Origin of the sequence: Mycobacterium sp. 1245499.0, assembly GCF_001673615.1 — a bacterium.
In the GTDB taxonomy this organism is placed as follows: domain Bacteria; phylum Actinomycetota; class Actinomycetes; order Mycobacteriales; family Mycobacteriaceae; genus Mycobacterium; species Mycobacterium europaeum_A.
Window position 1 is genome coordinate 1 of record NZ_LZMG01000177.1, and the last position, 16509, is coordinate 16509.

At 68.3% G+C, this 16509-nt stretch carries 14 protein-coding genes; 4 read left to right on the forward strand and 10 right to left on the reverse strand.

Annotated features, from left to right (window positions below):
* Window positions 1–428: hypothetical protein (locus tag A5646_RS09770; protein WP_067021434.1), on the forward strand; the 428-nt coding region annotated here is incomplete at its 5' end.
* A 9-nt stretch (window positions 429–437) separates the two neighbouring features.
* Here A5646_RS09770 and A5646_RS09775 read toward each other — a convergent pair.
* The 7 genes from A5646_RS09775 to A5646_RS09805 form a co-directional block, all read right to left on the reverse strand.
* The gene (locus tag A5646_RS09775; RefSeq protein ID WP_067021435.1) at window positions 438–1286 is read right to left on the reverse strand and encodes an aldo/keto reductase; all 849 of its coding nucleotides are present in this window, start codon (window positions 1284–1286) and stop codon (window positions 438–440) included.
* A 79-nt stretch (window positions 1287–1365) separates the two neighbouring features.
* Window positions 1366–3402 (reverse strand): VWA domain-containing protein, encoded by a 2037-nt coding sequence (locus A5646_RS09780; RefSeq protein WP_082984689.1) that lies wholly within the window; start codon window positions 3400–3402, stop codon window positions 1366–1368.
* Window positions 3395–4789, reverse strand: a complete 1395-nt coding sequence (locus A5646_RS09785; RefSeq protein ID WP_066871985.1) for an ATP-binding protein — start codon at window positions 4787–4789, stop codon at window positions 3395–3397. The genes A5646_RS09780 and A5646_RS09785 overlap by 8 nt, the downstream gene beginning before the upstream one ends.
* A gap of 88 nt (window positions 4790–4877) precedes the next feature.
* Window positions 4878–6473, reverse strand: a complete 1596-nt coding sequence (gene purH, locus A5646_RS09790) for a bifunctional phosphoribosylaminoimidazolecarboxamide formyltransferase/IMP cyclohydrolase (protein WP_066871988.1) — start codon at window positions 6471–6473, stop codon at window positions 4878–4880.
* On the reverse strand, window positions 6470–7117 hold the full coding sequence (gene purN, locus A5646_RS09795; protein WP_066871991.1) for a phosphoribosylglycinamide formyltransferase: 648 nt from the start codon (window positions 7115–7117) through the stop codon (window positions 6470–6472). Before purN ends, purH begins: the two co-directional genes overlap by 4 nt.
* A 119-nt stretch (window positions 7118–7236) precedes the next feature.
* Window positions 7237–8604: a DUF6350 family protein gene (locus A5646_RS09800; protein ID WP_067021440.1), complete on the reverse strand. Its 1368-nt coding sequence runs from the start codon at window positions 8602–8604 to the stop codon at window positions 7237–7239.
* Between the two features lie 47 nt (window positions 8605–8651).
* A complete protein-coding gene (locus A5646_RS09805; RefSeq protein ID WP_066877835.1) occupies window positions 8652–9563 on the reverse strand; it encodes a DUF5336 domain-containing protein in 912 nt (303 codons plus the stop codon).
* Window positions 9564–9817: 254 nt separating this feature from the next.
* On the opposite strand from A5646_RS09805, the gene A5646_RS09810 reads away from it, so the two are divergent.
* On the forward strand, window positions 9818–10666 hold the full coding sequence (locus tag A5646_RS09810) for an LLM class F420-dependent oxidoreductase (protein WP_066866696.1): 849 nt from the start codon (window positions 9818–9820) through the stop codon (window positions 10664–10666).
* A 107-nt stretch (window positions 10667–10773) separates the two neighbouring features.
* On the opposite strand, the gene A5646_RS09815 is transcribed toward A5646_RS09810, so the two are convergent.
* The 3 genes from A5646_RS09815 to sucC form a co-directional block, all read right to left on the reverse strand.
* On the reverse strand, window positions 10774–12297 hold the full coding sequence (locus A5646_RS09815) for an acetyl-CoA acetyltransferase (RefSeq protein ID WP_066866697.1): 1524 nt from the start codon (window positions 12295–12297) through the stop codon (window positions 10774–10776).
* Between the two features lie 81 nt (window positions 12298–12378).
* Complete coding sequence (gene sucD, locus A5646_RS09820) at window positions 12379–13281, reverse strand: succinate--CoA ligase subunit alpha (protein WP_067021442.1); 903 nt, start codon at window positions 13279–13281, stop codon at window positions 12379–12381.
* A 12-nt stretch (window positions 13282–13293) separates the two neighbouring features.
* The gene (sucC, locus tag A5646_RS09825; protein ID WP_066877839.1) at window positions 13294–14475 is read right to left on the reverse strand and encodes an ADP-forming succinate--CoA ligase subunit beta; all 1182 of its coding nucleotides are present in this window, start codon (window positions 14473–14475) and stop codon (window positions 13294–13296) included.
* Window positions 14476–14798: 323 nt separating this feature from the next.
* On the opposite strand from sucC, the gene A5646_RS09830 reads away from it, so the two are divergent.
* Together A5646_RS09830 and A5646_RS29395 are read left to right on the forward strand one after the other, a co-directional pair.
* On the forward strand, window positions 14799–15854 hold the full coding sequence (locus A5646_RS09830; RefSeq protein WP_082984690.1) for a M23 family metallopeptidase: 1056 nt from the start codon (window positions 14799–14801) through the stop codon (window positions 15852–15854).
* 1 nt (window position 15855) lies between these two features.
* A complete protein-coding gene (locus A5646_RS29395) occupies window positions 15856–16443 on the forward strand; it encodes a hypothetical protein (protein WP_197505158.1) in 588 nt (195 codons plus the stop codon).
* The last annotated feature ends 66 nt before the right edge of the window (window positions 16444–16509 follow it).

Below are 16509 nucleotides of genomic sequence, written 5' to 3' on the forward strand. Positions count from 1 at the left end.
AGGAACTGGATCAATTGCGGGCCGATCTGCCGGGGGCTCCGATCAGCCCGCGCCGCGGCGGCAAGCCCAATCCGGCGCCCTCGACGCTACTGCTGGCCTTGATGAGCGGCTTCGAGCGCCGCGGCCGGTGGAACGTTCCGAAGAAGCTCACCACCTTCACCCTGTGGGGCAGCGGGGTGGTCGATCTGCGCTACGCCGACTTCACCTCGACCGAGGTCGACATCCATGCGATGTCGATCATGGGCGTGCAAAACATTTTGCTGCCGCCCGAAGTCAATGTCGAGGTGCACGGCCGCGGCGTGATGGGAAACTTCGACCGCGTGGTGGACGGACAGGGCACGCCCGGCGCGCCGACCGTGCACATTCGCGGCTTCTCCCTGTGGGGCGGTGTGGGGATCATCCGCAAGCCCCGACGGCCACGCGGCTAGCCGTAGCCCTCAGCCGGGCACGTAATCGAACGTGTCGGGGTTGGGCCCGTTGCGTCCGGCCTCGCCCTGGTCCAGCGTCGAGATCGCGTCCATGTCGGAGTCGTCCAGTTCGAAGTCGAACAACTGGAAATTCTCCTTGACCCGCTCCGGTGTCACCGACTTCGGGAAGACGATGTCGCCGCGCTGGATGTGCCAGCGCAGCACCACCTGCGCCGCCGACTTGCCGCGGGCCTGCGCGACGCGGTTGATCACCGGATCGCCGAGCACCTTGCCCTGCGCGATGGGCGCCCATGCCTCGGTGGCGATGCCATGCTCGCGTCCGTACGCCCGGACCTGTTCGTTGCCGAAGTACGGATGCACCTCGATCTGGTTGACCGACGGCACGGTGTCGGTTTCGGCTGCGAGCCGATCCAGATGTGCGACTTGGAAATTGGACACACCGATGCTGCGGGCGCGTCCGTCCCGCGCGAACTCTTCGAAGACCTTCCACGTCGACACGAAGTCGCCGTCGTAGAGGGTGGGCAGCGGCCAGTGGATGAGGAACAGGTCGACGTAGTCCGAATCCAGCTTCTTCAGCGTCTCGTCGAAGGCGCGGCGCGCGTCGTCGGGTTTGTGAAATCCATTGTTGAGCTTGCTGGTGACGAAGACCTCACCGCGGTCCAGGCCCGCGTCGCGGATGCCCTGCGCCACTTCCTTTTCGTTGCCGTACATTTCGGCCGTGTCGATGTGACGGTATCCGATCTCGAGCGCCGTCTTCACCGCCGCGGCGGTCTCGTCGGGCTTGATCTGGAACACCCCGAAACCCAGCTGCGGAATGCTGACGCCGTCGTTGAGTTCGATCGTGGGAACCTGGCTCATTACGTCTCCTCCTTCTCCAAATCCTGTACCCCGTCGAGAAAACACCAATCCCCCATCGGCATTGCCACGCAGGCCCGGGTTAACGGCGGCGTGACCGCAGGTAGTCGCCGACCACGGCCGCTCCCAGTCCGTCGAGATCGGGCACCACGACCCGTCCCTCGACACGTCGGGCGACCTGGTCGATGAACCGGGCCAGGCCCGGGTCGCTGCCCAGCCGGAAGATGGTGATCTGGGCGCCCAGGCGGGCCATCTCGTCGAAGCCGCGCACGGTATGGGCGATGGTCCGAGGGTGCGGTGGGTAATCAAAAAACACAGCAGAACCGCCGTCACCGTCGAAGTCCTCCAGGTGCGCGGTCGGCTCCCCGTCGGTCACCACCAGCACGACGGGCTGCGCGTTGGGATGCCGACGCAGATGGCGCCCCGCCAACGCCAACGCGTGGTGCAGGTTGGTGCCCTGCTCGTAGACCCCTTCCAGGCCGGTGAGCTCGGCGGCGGTCACCGTCCGCGCGTAGCGGCCAAAGGCGATGATCTGCAAGGCATCCGAACGAAATCGCGTGCACACCAGGTGGTTGAGTGCCAGCGCCGTTTGCTTCATGGGCAGCCAGCGATTCTCCATCACCATGGAGAACGAGGTGTCGACCAGCAGCGCGACCGCGGCCTGGGTCCGCGTCTCGGTCTCGGAGACTTCGACGTCGTCGACGGTGATTTTCAACCGCCCGTCGGGTCCGTCCAGGGTGGCGGTTCCCGATTGCCGCAGAACGGCATTGGTCAATGTGCGGGAGATGTTCCACGGCTCGGTGTCACCGAACTGCCAGGGCCGAGTGGCCCCGGTGAGTTCGCCCGCCGCGCCCGCGCGCCGGTGGTCGCGCTCACCGCGTCGCCCGGAAAGCTGTTGCGCCACATCGCGTAGCGCCGTCTCACCGAGCCGGCGCATCGCCTTCGGCGACAGCCGCCACTGCCCGTCGGAACCGCGGTCCAAGAAGCCCTGATTGACCAGTGCGCGTTCCAATTCGGCGAGCGTTCGGGCGTCGACGGCCGCCTGGTCGCCGAGCTGACGGGCCAGCGCGTCGAGGTCGACGTCGTCCATGGTCGCGCCCGGATAGCTCTGCGAGAGCTGCTCGGCCAGTTGCTCCAGCTCGGCGATGTCGGACAGCGCCTGGGTGCCCTCGCCCATCCCGAACGGGTTGTCACCGGAGAACTGCTCGGAGCCGCTCCAGTCCTCGCCCGGTCGCGCCGCCTGCAGGTGCGCATCGAGCCGGTTCAGCGCCTGCATCAGGGCGGGCGAGCCAAAAGCCTGCTGCGCCAGGGCATCCAGCTCGGCGCGCTGCTCGGCGCTCAGGCTGTTGCGGAACCGCTGCGCGGCGGCGGCGCGCTTGGCCAGCGAGTCCAGCAACTCGTCGACGTTGCGCGGGTTCTCCGGAAAGAACTCGCCGTGCTTGTCCATGAAGTCTTCGAAGTCCTGCTGGGTGTCCTCGCCGCGGGCGTGCTTGTCCAGCAGGTCGTTGAGGTCATTGACCATGTCATTGACCCGCTGACGATCCTCGTCGGTGGCGCCTTCGAGCGCCTGCTTCATACCCGCGAAGCGCTGATCGAGCATCTCGCGGCCGAGCAGATCCTTGATCTGGTCGTACTTTTGGCGGGCCTCGGCGCTGCGCCAGTTGTAGTCGGAGAGCTCCTGGACGGCCTTGGCCGGCGATGACGGCAACGCATCGAGCTGCAGTTCACCGAAGCGGGCGTCGTCGTCGAGCGCGCGGGCCAACTCCTTGCGTTCGGCCAGCACGGCCTCATCCAGCAGCTTCTTGATCTCCTGCAGAGTCCCGTCTAAGTTGTTGCGCCGCAACAACTCCCGTCGCCGCCGGTTGGCCTCGGCGGCCAGCCGGTCCGCGCCCGGCAGGTTCTTGGTGCCGCGGCGCAGCAGCTCGGACAGTGCGCGCCGCGGCGACGTGCCGGCCATGACATCCTGGCCGATCTGTTCGAGCGCCTCGCGCAGATCCACCGGCGGGGCCAGCGGGTCCGGCCCGCCAGTGTACGCCGAGTAACGCGAGGAATGCCCTCGTGACGATGGCGAGCGCGGCGTAGCCGGGCGCTGCGGGTCGTCACCATCAGACCTAGCCATAGACGGTTTGACCCTCCCCGGATACCTTGTCGATGCGCTTGGCCAGATACAGCGCCTCGAGCGCCAGTTCCAGCGCCGCGGCGCGTTCGCCTTCCGACTGCGCCCCCAGCTTGGCCGCGATCTTGTCGACCACCGGCAGGCTCGGCACCGCGGCCAGTACGTCCTTGGCCGACACCCGCTCACCGGTCGTCACGGCCGAACCGCCCTCCACCGCGGACACCAAGGATCCGACGTCGATGCCGCCGAGCACCCGCGACGCGGTGTCCGCGGTCGCCCGGCGCAACAGGTGCTCGAGCACGGCCTGTTCGCGGCCCTCCTCGCCGGACTCGAATTCCAGCTTGCCGCGCAACACGTCGATCACCGTGCCCAGGTCGACCACCCGGGCCACCGGATCGGTCTCCCCCAGCACCGCGCCCCGATGCCGCGCGGCGGCGGCGACGGTCTCGGCGGCGGCGATCGCGAACCGCGCCGACACCCCGGAGCGTTGATCGACGGAGTTGGACTCCCGCAGGTAGCGGGCGAACCGGGCGATGACCTGCATCAGGTAATCGGGAACCTGGGCCGACAGGTGCGCTTCCTGCGCGATCACACCGACTTCCGCGTCGAGTTCCAACGGGTAGTGCGTGCGGATCTCGGCACCGAACCGGTCTTTGAGCGGGGTGATGATGCGACCGCGGTTGGTGTAGTCCTCGGGGTTGGCGCTGGCGACCACGAGAACGTCCAGCGGCAGGCGCAAGGTGTAGCCGCGGACCTGGATGTCGCGCTCCTCCATCACGTTGAGCATCGATACCTGGATGCGCTCGGCCAGGTCGGGCAGCTCGTTGACGGCGACGATGCCGCGGTGTGCGCGCGGGATCAGGCCGTAGGCGATGGTCTCGGGGTCGCCCAGGCTGCGGCCCTCGGCGACCTTGATCGGGTCGATGTCGCCGACCAGGTCGGCGACGCTGGTGTCCGGGGTGGCGAGCTTCTCGGTGTAGCGCTCGCTGCGGTGCCGCCACTCGATGGGCAGGTCGTCGCCGAGGGTGGCGGCCTTGCGGATGGACTCCGGGGTGATCGGGCTGTACGGGTGCTCCCCGAGCTCGGCACCGGCGATCACCGGCGTCCACTCGTCGAGCAGGCCGATCAGTGCGCGCAGCAGCCGGGTCTTGCCCTGGCCGCGCTCACCGAGCAGCACGAAGTCATGACCGGCGATCAGCGCCCGCTCCAGTTGCGGCAGCACGGTGTCGTCGAATCCCAGAATGCCCGGCCAGATGGCTTCGCCATCCCCGCCTTCGGCGAGGCGTGCGAGCAGATTTTCGCGGATTTCCTGCTTGACTCCCCGTTCACGATGACCGGCGGCGCGCAGCTCGCCGACGGTGCGGGGCAGGTTGCTCGGTGACGTCACCACTCCACGCTACGACGCGCGCTCTGACGAGTCATGCCAAGGGCGTTCACTAGACGCTTATTGACAGGCGCGTCGCACGCGCACACCGTGGCTAGTGCGCGAAGTGGCGCGCCCCGGTCAGATAGAGCGAAATGCCGGCGTTGGCGGCCGCCGCGGTCACTTCGTCGTCGCGCACCGATCCGCCGGGGTGCACGATCGCCTTCACCCCGGCGCCGGTCAGCGTCTCGAGCCCGTCGGGGAACGGGAAGAACGCGTCGGAGGCCGCGACGGCGCCGTGCACCCGGTCGCCGCCGCGCGCATTCCCTCTTTCAACGGCCAGCCGCGCCGCGTCGACCCGGTTCACCTGACCCATGCCGACGCCGATGGTGGCTCCGCCGCCGGCGATCACGATCGCATTCGATTTGACGGCGCGACAGACGCGCCAGGCGAACACCAGGTCGGCCAGCGTCGCCGGATCGGCCGGTGAGCCGGTGGCCAGCGTCCAATTCGCGGGGTTGTCGCCGTGCGCGTCGAGCTCGTCGCGCTGCTGCACCAAAAGTCCGCCGCTGATCGGCCGCAGCTCGGTCCCACCGGTCAGCGGCTCCGAGGCCACCAGCACCCGGATGTTCTTCTTGCGGGTCAAGGCCTCCAGGGCGGCCGGCTCGTAGGCGGGGGCGACGATGACCTCGGTGAAGATGGTGCTGACGTATTCGGCCATCTCCAGGCTGACTTCGGTGTTGGACGCGATGACCCCGCCGAAGGCGCTCAACGGATCGCATTCGTGCGCCTTGCGGTGCGCGTCCGCGACCGATTCCGAGGAGATGGCGATGCCACATGGGTTGGCGTGCTTGATGATTGCGACGCAGGTCTCTTCGTGGTCGAAGGCGGCCCGCCAGGCCGCGTCCGCATCGGTGAAGTTGTTGTAGGACATCTCTTTTCCGTGCAGCTGCTCGGCCTGCGCCAGTCCTGGCCAGGCGCCGGGGTCGCTGTACAGCGCCGCCTGCTGGTGCGGGTTCTCGCCGTAGCGCAGCATCGCCGAGCGACGCCAGTTGCGGCCCAGCCACTTCGGGAAAGTCGTCGGCGGATGTTCGGGAGCCAGCGTCGACTCCATCCAGCTCGCGACGGCGATGTCGTACTCGGCGGTGTGCTGAAAGGCAAGTGACGCCAGCTTTTTGCGCTCGGCGAGGCTAAACCCGCCCGACCGTACCGCGGCCAACACTCCGTCGTAGCCCTGCGGGTCGACGATCACCGCCACGCTGGGGTGGTTCTTCGCCGCGGCCCGCACCATCGACGGGCCGCCGATGTCGATCTGCTCGACGCATTCGTCGATGCTGGCCCCGGAGTCGACGGTCTCGGTGAAGGGGTACAGGTTGACGACGACGAGCTCGAACGCCGCGATCCCGAGCTCCTCGAGCGCGGCGGCGTGCTCGGGCTTGCGGAGGTCCGCCAGCAGGCCCGCGTGCACGCGCGGGTGCAGCGTCTTGACCCGGCCGTCGAGCACTTCGGGAAATCCGGTCAGCTCCTCGACCCGGGTCACCGGAATGCCTTTGTCGGCAATGACCTTCGCCGTGGATCCGGTCGACACGATTTCGACACCCGCGGCCGCCAGTCCCTGGGCGAGGTCGACGAGCCCGGTCTTGTCGTACACGCTGATCAGGGCGCGCCGGATCGGCCGTTTGGCGTCTTCCCGCCAGTCGTCGGTGCTCATCGGTTCGTCGCCTTTCGTCCGATCGTCGCTTTTCTCCCGACCAGGGTCAGGCCGCGTGTTGCGATCGCGGCCACCACGTCCACCAGGAGCTTCCGCTCGGTGACTTTGATGCGTTCGTGCAGAGTCTCTTCGGTGTCGCCGTCGAGCACCGGAACGGATTCCTGCGCCAGAATCGGCCCGGTGTCCGTCCCGGCGTCCACCAGGTGCACCGTACAGCCTGTGACCTTGACACCGTAGGCCAATGCGTCGGCCACCCCGTGCGCACCCGGAAACGCCGGCAACAGCGCCGGATGGGTGTTGATGACCCGACCGTAGAACCGTGAAAGGAACTGCGGCCCAAGGATTTTCATGAACCCGGCGGAGACCACCAGGTCGGGCGAGTGTGCGGCGGTGGCCTCGGTGATGGCGGCGTCCCAGGCGGCGCGGTCGGGGTGCTCGCCGAGCCGGACGGTGAAGGCGGGCACGGACGCGGCCGCGGCGATCTCGGTGGCCAGGCAGTCGCGGTCGGCGCCGACGGCGACCACCCGGGCCGGGTAATCCGCGACGGCGGAGGTCAACAGCGAATTCAGCAGCGACCCGGTGCCCGACGCCAGTACCACTACCCGTGCCGGTGCGTTCGGGGGCACATGGAGCGGTTCGACCACATCGGCGAGCCTAGCCCGCCGACGATGCGGGTCGTGCAGCGACGTGAGCAGAGTCGGGCGATCGACCTCGGCACCCCGTCGGCGCCAACCGGATTGTCGCGCGGCGGCCGGCGGAAGGCTTATTCCTCGGAATCTCGCTCGGTGGCTTCTTGTCCGGGCTCGCGCGGGGATGGCGTGTCGGTCATCGGGGGGTCGGGTTGGGCGGCCTCGCCCGCGGGCGGATCCAGCGCGTCACCCGCCTCCCCAGGGATCGCCTCCTCCTCGTCGGGCGACGGCTCGTCGTCGAAGACGCCCGCGAAGTCGGCCGGTTCCTCGGCCGCCGCGGCCGCTGCGGGCTTGACCTTGGGCCGCCGGGGACGGCGGCTGACTCCGCCGGTCATCACCACCGTGATCCCGCCGACGACCGCGAACCAGAAGAAGACGCCGACGAGCAACGCGCCCTGGTCGACGCCGACGTGCCCGAAGTTACCCAGCTGGCCGCTGCCGGCGTACGCGATCACGGACATCACCAGCGCGCCCACGACCGCGGCGACCAGCAGCTTGGCCGCGGCCGCCAGCAACGGTAGCGCCCGCCGGGCGCACTGCTGCCCGACCGCCACACCCGACGACGCACCGATGATGAGCAGCGCCACCCACACCGGCCCCAGCGGCGGCCTGGGGACCGCGGCCAGCACCGGCACGGCCGGGATGTCACCACCGAACACGGTGAACGAACTGAAGGTCGCGAATCCGATGTGCGCGCTGGAGCCGACGGCCATTGCCGCGGTGCCGACAATCACGTTGGGCGCGTACAGCATTGACAGCACGGTGAGGCTGAACTCGCCGAAGATCGAATCGGTGATGCCGTAGAGCTCCTGCATGGTTGACCAATGCACCACCAGCGACCCGGCCGTCACGAAGCCGGAGAGCCCGAGCAACGCCAATACCCCGGCGGAAGCGGCGCGCAGCGAGTCGCCCAGCCAGAACGGCAGCGACGCCGCCGCGAGCGCGCGCGGCCCCACCCGGGACCACACCCCGATGCCGGCGCCGGCGGCATGCACCGCGAGCACGCTGAGGAACGCGCGTAGCGCACTGGGCGTTTGCAGCTCGGTGATCACCGAGGACGCGTCGTGGATGACCGCCAGGGCGATCGCCGTCAGGAACAACGGGCCGCCCAGCGCCGAGGCGACGACCCAGCGGACGACCAGCCACGACGAGTAGGGCGTCGTCGCCCGGGCGGTGCTGCGCGCGGTGGCCCAGACCATCAACAGGACCGGCAGCAGCGGCATCACCCCGAGCACGCGACCGCCGATCGAGACCGGTACCTGGTGCACGCCCAGCCACATGCTGGCGATGGCGCCCAGCGCGCCGGTCATGTCGCTGTTGGCGATCAACAACTGGATCAGCGTGACCGCGGCGATGATGACCAACGCCACCACCGCGGGGGCGAACGCGACCCTGACGAGGTCACGCGCCTGGCGAGCGCCCGCTGCCCGGTTGTCCTCCACCCGTGTCACTCTGGGGCACGTCCCCGACTAGGCGCGACAGCGCACGGTTAGGAGGGCGCTGGCCCAGACGGTGACGACGGCGACTGCTGCTCGTGGCCGAACTGCTGGCCCCCACCCTGCTCGGAGAAGTTTGCCGTCGCCGAGGAGTCCGATCCGCCGACGTTGGGCGGGGGGCTGAAGCTGGGGAAGCCGGTGGGCGGCGTGTTCGAGCCGTGCTGCTGCGCGGACGGTTGCGGTCCGGACTGCGGCGAGGGCTGAGCGCCGAAACCGCCGGTCGGAGCGCCGCTCTGGGTGGGCGCCGCGCTCGGCGAATAGCCGCCGTACTGCGAACCGTAGCCCTGCGGCGACTGCTGCTGCCCGCCGTGCTGCTGGCCGCCCGGCTGCTGACCGTAGTAGGGCTGCTGCTGACCGTATTGGCCGTATTGCCCGTACTGGCCATACTGCGCGTACGGGTCGTATTTGGGCCGCGGCGCCGGGGCGGTGATCACCCCGGAGTCCAGCAGGACCACGACGACGGCGGCGATCGCCTGGAGCACGACGGCCGCCACCAGCGGCCACATCGCCCAGCCGATCGAGAAACCGGCGGGCAGGTTGATCGTCTCGGTGATGGCGAGCAAGGCACCCAGCACCGCAATGACCGCGACGACTCCCGCGTAGTTCCTGGCCTTCGGCAGCAGGCCGAGCCCGGCGAGCAGCGCCGCCAGCACGGCAACCACGACCGCGGTGCCGGCGTCACCGGCGCGGCCACCGATGCCCGGGCCGAGGTCGGCGCCGATGGTAAAGGTGGGGCCGAAGTTCAGAAGGTAGGCGGCCAGACCGAGAACCACCACCGCGATGTTCAGGTAGAACGGCAGCTTGCTCGTTCCGTGGTCGTCCTTGGCGAAGGACGGTGTGCCGCCCGCATAGGCGCCGCCGGGTTGCGCCGGTGGATAGCCCGGGCTTCCGGGAGAGTAGGTCATGGCTCCTCCTGTTGCTTCCAGTGCCTTGAACTGCCTAGCGGTCGCCACAGTTGCAGTGCAACGCTGTGCTTCCAGGCGCCTCGCTGCGTTAGCGACGCGGTCGATCACCCACGCTAGCGCACGTGCGGCAGCCCGTGCCGCTGCCACCGGCTTGCTCGGTGACGTCCGCATCGGCGGGCCCGCGACCTGCTCGCGAGACGGTCCGTTTCACGACGGCTTGCCCAGCGGAGGTAGAACACGTTCTAATTCACCCCATGGATTACGGGCTTGTGCTTTTTACCAGCGATCGTGGCATCTCCCCGGCGAAGGCCGCGAAGCTCGCCGACGACCACGGCTTTACGACCTTCTACGTGCCAGAACACACCCACATTCCGGTGAAGCGCGAGGCGGCTCACCCCACCACCGGGGACGAGTCGCTGCCCGACGACCGCTACATGCGGACACTAGACCCCTGGGTGAGCCTGGGCGCGGCGTGCGCGGTCACCTCGCGGGTGCGGCTGTCCACCGCGGTGGCTCTTCCCGTCGAACACGACCCGATCACGTTGGCGAAAAGTATTGCCACCCTTGACCACCTGTCCGGCGGACGGGTCAGCCTGGGCGTCGGGTTCGGCTGGAACACCGACGAACTCGCCGACCACAATGTGCCGCCGGGCCGGCGCCGCACGATGCTGCGCGAGTACCTCGAGGCGATGCGGGCGCTGTGGACCGAAGAAGAAGCCTCCTACGATGGCGAGTTCGTCAAGTTCGGTCCCAGCTGGGCCTGGCCCAAGCCCGTGCAGCCGCACGTCCCGGTGCTGGTCGGCGCGGCGGGCACCGAGAAGAACTTCAAGTGGATCGCCCGCAGCGCCGACGGCTGGATCACCACCCCGCGCGACTTCGACATCGACGAGCCGGTCAAGTTGCTGCAGGACACCTGGGCGGCCGCGGGCCGCGACGGCGCCCCGCAGATCGTGGCGCTGGACTTCAAGCCGGTGCCCGAGAAGCTGGCCAAGTGGGCCGAGCTCGGCGTGACCGAGGTGCTGTTCGGGCTGCCGGACAAATCCGAGGACGAGGTCGCCGCCTACGTCGAGCGCTTGGCCGGCAAGCTCGCCGCCCTGGTCTGACCCCAGGCCAGGCGTGTCGCCGAGCCCGTGAACGCCGAGACTTAAACCAGTGCGACGCGGGACGGCGTGTCGGGTGCGTGGTTTATGTGTCGCGACGGCGACAGCCGCTAACGCAGCGACGCGCGGTTACCGTTACCGGTCGACCACACCGAGATTTCCGCACCGAGCGGATCGCCGTCGCACATCAACGCGACCAGATCCTCGTCGTCGGTCGTCGCCATGAATCGCGTGTTGTCCGTCTCGAGCCTGCCGACGATGATGCCGGTCCGGACCGGCCAGTCGTAGCGCACGGAGTACGTCTCGATCGTCGCTTCACCGTCGGGCGTTTTGGTGACGTTGACCTTGGGCAGCGCTTCAACCTGCTTGTTCAGCTCCGCACAGTTGTCGGTGCGCCAGTCCACGGGTGTGGTCGAGTAGATGCCGACGGAGTACTTGCTCATGATCCCGCCGTTGGCGCCGACGAGGCCGAACTGCCCTGGCCTGTCCCGCATCTGCGCGACCGTCTCGGCGATAGCGTGCAGGGAGTAGCTGTTGCCGGGGCCGCCGAAGTACGGCAATCCGCCGGTCAAGGTCAGACCGCGCGGGTCGTCGCCGTCGATGCCGAGAGCTTCGCAGATGACGAAGACCGGGAACGGGAAGCAGCTGTACAGATCAAAGGTGGCGATGTCGTCAACGCCAATTCCCGCTAACCGCAACGCTTCTCGGGCCGCGTGGACCGCCGCCGGGCTGGCCCCGAGGTCGACGCGGTCGAGCATCGCCTGCTCGACCATGTCGGAGTGGCCGTGCAGGTAAACCCATTTGTCTTGCGCCACACCGAGGCGGGTCGCGGCTTCCACGGACATCAGCACCGCCGCCGCGCCCTGGTTGACCTGATCGCGGGCGACGAGCAACCGGGGGTATGGGTCACTGATCATCCGGTTGTCGTCGGTGACCGTGATGATCTCCTCGACCGACCGCTCGACCGGCGATGACGAAAACGGGTTCTTGGCAGCCACTTTGGACATTGGGGCGAACAGTTCGGCCATTTCGCGCCGATAGTCGGCCACGCTGCGTCCCAGGCGGGCGCGGCGGGCGTTCTCGAGCAGCCCGTACTGCACCGGCGCCCCGGTCAAACCGTGCTGGATGGTGTATTCGTCGATGTAACTCGAGATCTGGTGACCGCGATCCTCCAGTTGACCCTCGACGTCTTCGGTGAAGTCCGGCTTGTCGTCACGGTTGGCGAAGTAGCGCGCCGTCGACCCCGGCTCCGAGCCCATGATCAGCACCACGTCGGCGTCGCCCGCCACGATGGTGTTGCCCGCCTCCGTGACGAGCTTCTGCGGCCCCTGCCCGCCGACCGGTTCCAGTACCACCCGGGTTGGGTCGCCGCCGAGCCGGTTCATCACCGAGCGCGGGTAGTTGTTCGACTTGCCGAGCGTCGCGGGCATCGGGCCGGAGATCTCGAATTGCCGAAGCCCGAAGACGGTGTCGACGGCCTGTGCAACGCCGTTGGCGCCCGTGTCGGCAAGGGCCGCCTGCGCGGCGGCCGTCGCGAGGTCGACCGCCGACATGCCCCGGTAGTCAGCGTCGTCGATGCGCTCGGTGAACTGGCCGACGCCGACGAGCACCGGGGTGCGGGGATGCACCGGAATTACAGGCCTCCTGACAAGTGTTAATTCGTCGGGCTAACCGAAACCTGAAACGTGTTCCAATTTGGCCGCGAACGGCCCTGCTCACAGGCTCTGCAGGATCTCCCGGGCGAGCGCGGCGGTCTCCGACGGCGTCTTGCCGACCTTGACGCCGGCGGCCTCCAGGGCCTCCTTCTTGGCGGCCGCGGTGCCCGACGAGCCGGACACGATGGCGCCAGCGTGGCCCATCGTCTTGCCCTCCGGCGCGGTGAATCCCGCGACGTAACCGACGACCGGCTTGGACACGTTGGCCTTGATGTAGTCGGCCGCCCGCTCCTCGGCGTCACCGCCGATCTCACCGATCATCACGATGACCTTGGTGTCGGGGTCCTTCTCGAAGGCCTCGATGGCGTCGATGTGGGTGGTCCCGATCACCGGGTCACCGCCGATACCGATCGAGGTGGAGAAGCCGAAATCGCGCAGCTCGTACATCATCTGGTAGGTCAGGGTGCCCGACTTGGACACCAGCCCGACCGGACCGGGGCCGCTGATGTTGGCCGGCGTGATGCCGGCCAGCGCCTCGCCCGGGGTGATGATGCCAGGGCAGTTCGGCCCGATGATGCGGGTCTTCTGCCCCTTGTCGACGTTGTAGGCCCACGCATAGGCGCTGTCCTGCACCGGAATTCCCTCGGTGATGACGACCAGCAGCGGGATCTCGGCGTCGATGGCCTCGATGACGGCGTCCTTGGCGAACTTCGGCGGCACGAACACGACCGAGACGTTGGCGCCGGTTTCCCTGATTGCTTCGGCGACGGTGCCAAACACGGGCAGCTCGACGTCCTTGCCGACCGGGTCCACGTGCGACACGGTCGTGCCCGCCTTGCGGGCGTTCACGCCGCCCACCACCTGGGTGCCGGCCTTGAGCATCAGCGCGGTGTGCTTGGTGCCCTCACCGCCGGTGATGCCCTGGACGATGACCTTGGAGTCCTTGTTCAGGAAGATCGACATAGCTTGGTTCCCTTACTTGTTCGCCAGCTCGGCGGCTTTGTCGGCACCGGCGTCCATGGTCTCGGCCTGGATCACCAGCGGGTGGTTGGCTTGGGCCAGGATCCGGCGGCCTTCGTCGACGTTGTTGCCGTCGAGCCGGACCACGAGCGGCTTGTTGGCCTCGTCGCCGAGCATGTTCAGCGCGGTCACGATGCCGTTGGCGACGGCGTCGCAGGATGTGATGCCGCCGAACACGTTCACGAACACGCTCTTGACCTGCTTGTCGTTCAGGATGACGTCGAGGCCCGCGGCCATCACCTCGGCCGACGCGCCACCGCCGATGTCGAGGAAGTTGGCCGGCTTGACCCCGCCGTGCTTCTCGCCCGCGTAGGCGACGACGTCGAGCGTCGACATGACCAGGCCCGCCCCGTTACCGATGATGCCCACGGAGCCGTCCAGCTTGACGTAGTTGAGGTCATGCTCCTTGGCCTTGAGCTCGAGCGGGTCGGTCGCGTCGCGGTCCTCGAACTCGGCGTGGCCCGGCTGACGGAAGTCGGCGTTGGCGTCCAGCGTGACCTTGCCGTCCAGCGCCAGGATCTGGCCTGGGTCGTCCTCACCGCGGGAGGGAGTGCGCACCAACGGGTTGACCTCGACCAGGGTGGCGTCCTCGGCGACGAAGACCTCCCACAGCTTGTTGATGGTGACCGCGGCGGCGTCCAGCACCTCGGCGGGTAGGTGGCCCTGCTCGGCGATGGACCGCGCGGTCGCCAGGTCGACGCCCTTGACGGCGTCCACCGGAACCTTGGCCAGCCGCTCCGGCTTGGTGGCGGCCACCTCCTCGATTTCCATGCCGCCCTCGACCGAACACATGGCCAGGTAGGTGCGGTTGGCGCGGTCGAGCAGGAAGGAGATGTAGTACTCCTCGGCGATGTCGCTGGCCTCGGCGACCAGCAGCTTCTTCACCACGTGGCCCTTGATGTCCAGGCCGAGGATGTTCTTGGCGTGCTCGTAGGCGTCCTCGGGCGTCGCCGCGTACTTGACGCCACCCGCCTTGCCGCGCCCGCCGACCTTCACCTGCGCTTTGACCATCACCGGGCGACCGATCTCGGTGGCGATCTCGCGAGCGCCCTCGGCCGTGTCGGTCACGCGTCCCGGCGTAGTCGGTACGTTGTGCTTGGCGAACAATTCTTTTGCTTGATACTCGAAAAGGTCCATGGACTCTCTGTCTTCGCTCGACTCAACTACTAGGCCTCTTGGTGGGCGGTGCCGCACTCGGCAACTCGCACGGACGAACTGTATCCACCCCTCAAATGCCTTTGACCGCCGCGTCCGCCGATGTGGCACAGCTCACGAGCTATGGGTTGACCGTCCGCGTGATCCAAATCACAATTCCGCCCGGATTCTGCGACGAGGTTGCCAGTTCCGCGCGTTAGCGGATACCTTCCTAGGGTCCAGATAACGTTATGGTCACGATACGAGGACATTTCAGGTTGTCCCAGCACCGTTTTGCCCGGCCTTCTGCCGTAACTGAGGGCGTCGTGAGGGTTGGTCGCGCGGCAGGCGCCCGGTGGGCGGAAGCCCCGCACCGCACCGAAGTAACCGAAATCCTCCCGCTCGACGGCTTCGATTTCGACGACTTCGAATTCAGCGACGACGCCGGTGATCTCGGCGACCTGGACTTCAGCAATGACTCGACGTTCGACAACGAAGCACAGGTGCTGCTGGCGCCCGAACTCGACGACCTGCACGACGCGGACGACCTGCGCCCGGCATGGCTGGCGGCGCCCGTCACCGAGGTGCTGCCGCGGGTGGTCATCGAGCCCCGCACCGAGCGGCGCCTCGATCGCCCACACGTCACCGACGTCGTCGGCGTCGCGCGGCGCGGCGGGCAGCACCGCAAGCAACCGACCAGCGCGGCCCGGGGCCGCCTGCTGATCTCGGCGATGGCCGCCGGCGCCGCCGCCGCGGCCGCGCACACGGCCACCAGCCACGCCGACACCCCCAAGACCGACGCGGTGCTGACCGCGAACGCCTCCGCGCTCACCGGCGGCGCGGGCGCCAGCAACACCGTCCGCGGCCCCCAGGTGATCGCGGCGGAGCCCGCGGCCACCGCCGCGCTGCACAACCAGGAGCTGGCCAAGGGCGTCGCCTTCGCCAACGACCGCGCTCAGCGCGAGGCCCGGTTGTCTCAACCGCTCTACGTGATGCCGACCAAAGGCATCTTCACTTCCAACTTCGGCTACCGCTGGGGAGTGCTGCACGCCGGCATCGACCTGGCCAACTCGATCGGCACCCCGATCTACGCGGTGTCCGACGGCGTCGTCATCGACGCCGGTCCGGCCGGCGGCTACGGCATGCTGGTCAAGCTGCGCCACGCCGACGGCACGGTCACGCTCTACGGTCACATCAACACCGCGTTGGTCAGCGTCGGTGAGCGCGTGATGGCCGGCGACCAGATCGCCACCATGGGCAATCGGGGCAATTCCACCGGCCCGCACCTGCATTTCGAGGTCCTCCAGGGCGGCACCGAGCGGATCGATCCGGTGCCGTGGCTCGCTAAGCGTGGTCTCAGCGTCGGCAACTACGCTGGCTGAGGTGACCGCGCCGAACGAAGAAAATTCCGGTCCGCGTCCGCCCGAGCCCCCACCGGAGCACGACCCGCCCTCCGACTCACGGACACGGATCATCCGCCGCGCGCCGACCGGTCCCATCCCCACCACGCCGGACACCCCCACCACCCACTTCACCCCGCAGCCGCCGCCCTACCGGTCCGGTTCCGGCGCGGCCCGCACGGGTTACGGAGTGCCGGCCATCGAGCCCAGCGATCGGACGGCCGTCGCCGCGTGCGCAGTGAGCATCGTCAGCGGCTGGGCCACGTCGGTGGTGGCCACCGACCTGATCGCCGGCTGGTGGCGAACTGACCGCCTGTTCTGCATCGCGGTCGCCTTCCTGGCCCTGGTCTTCGCCGGCACCACGGTCTCTGGCGTGATCTTGCTGCTGCAGCGCCGATCGATCAGCCGCTACCTGCTGATGGCCGGAGCGCTGGTCGCCGTCCTCACCTACATCGGCGTGTTCATCGCCGGGGCGCGGGTCGCCTGGGTTGTGCATCTGCTGCCCGCATTGCCGATCGCCACGGTCGTGCTCGTGCTGCTGCCGCAAACCAAACGCTGGCTGGACGCCTGACCTTTGCCGAACGTGCACTCCCGGTGAGGATTTCGCCGATTTCTCGCGCTGAGTGCACTCTCGATG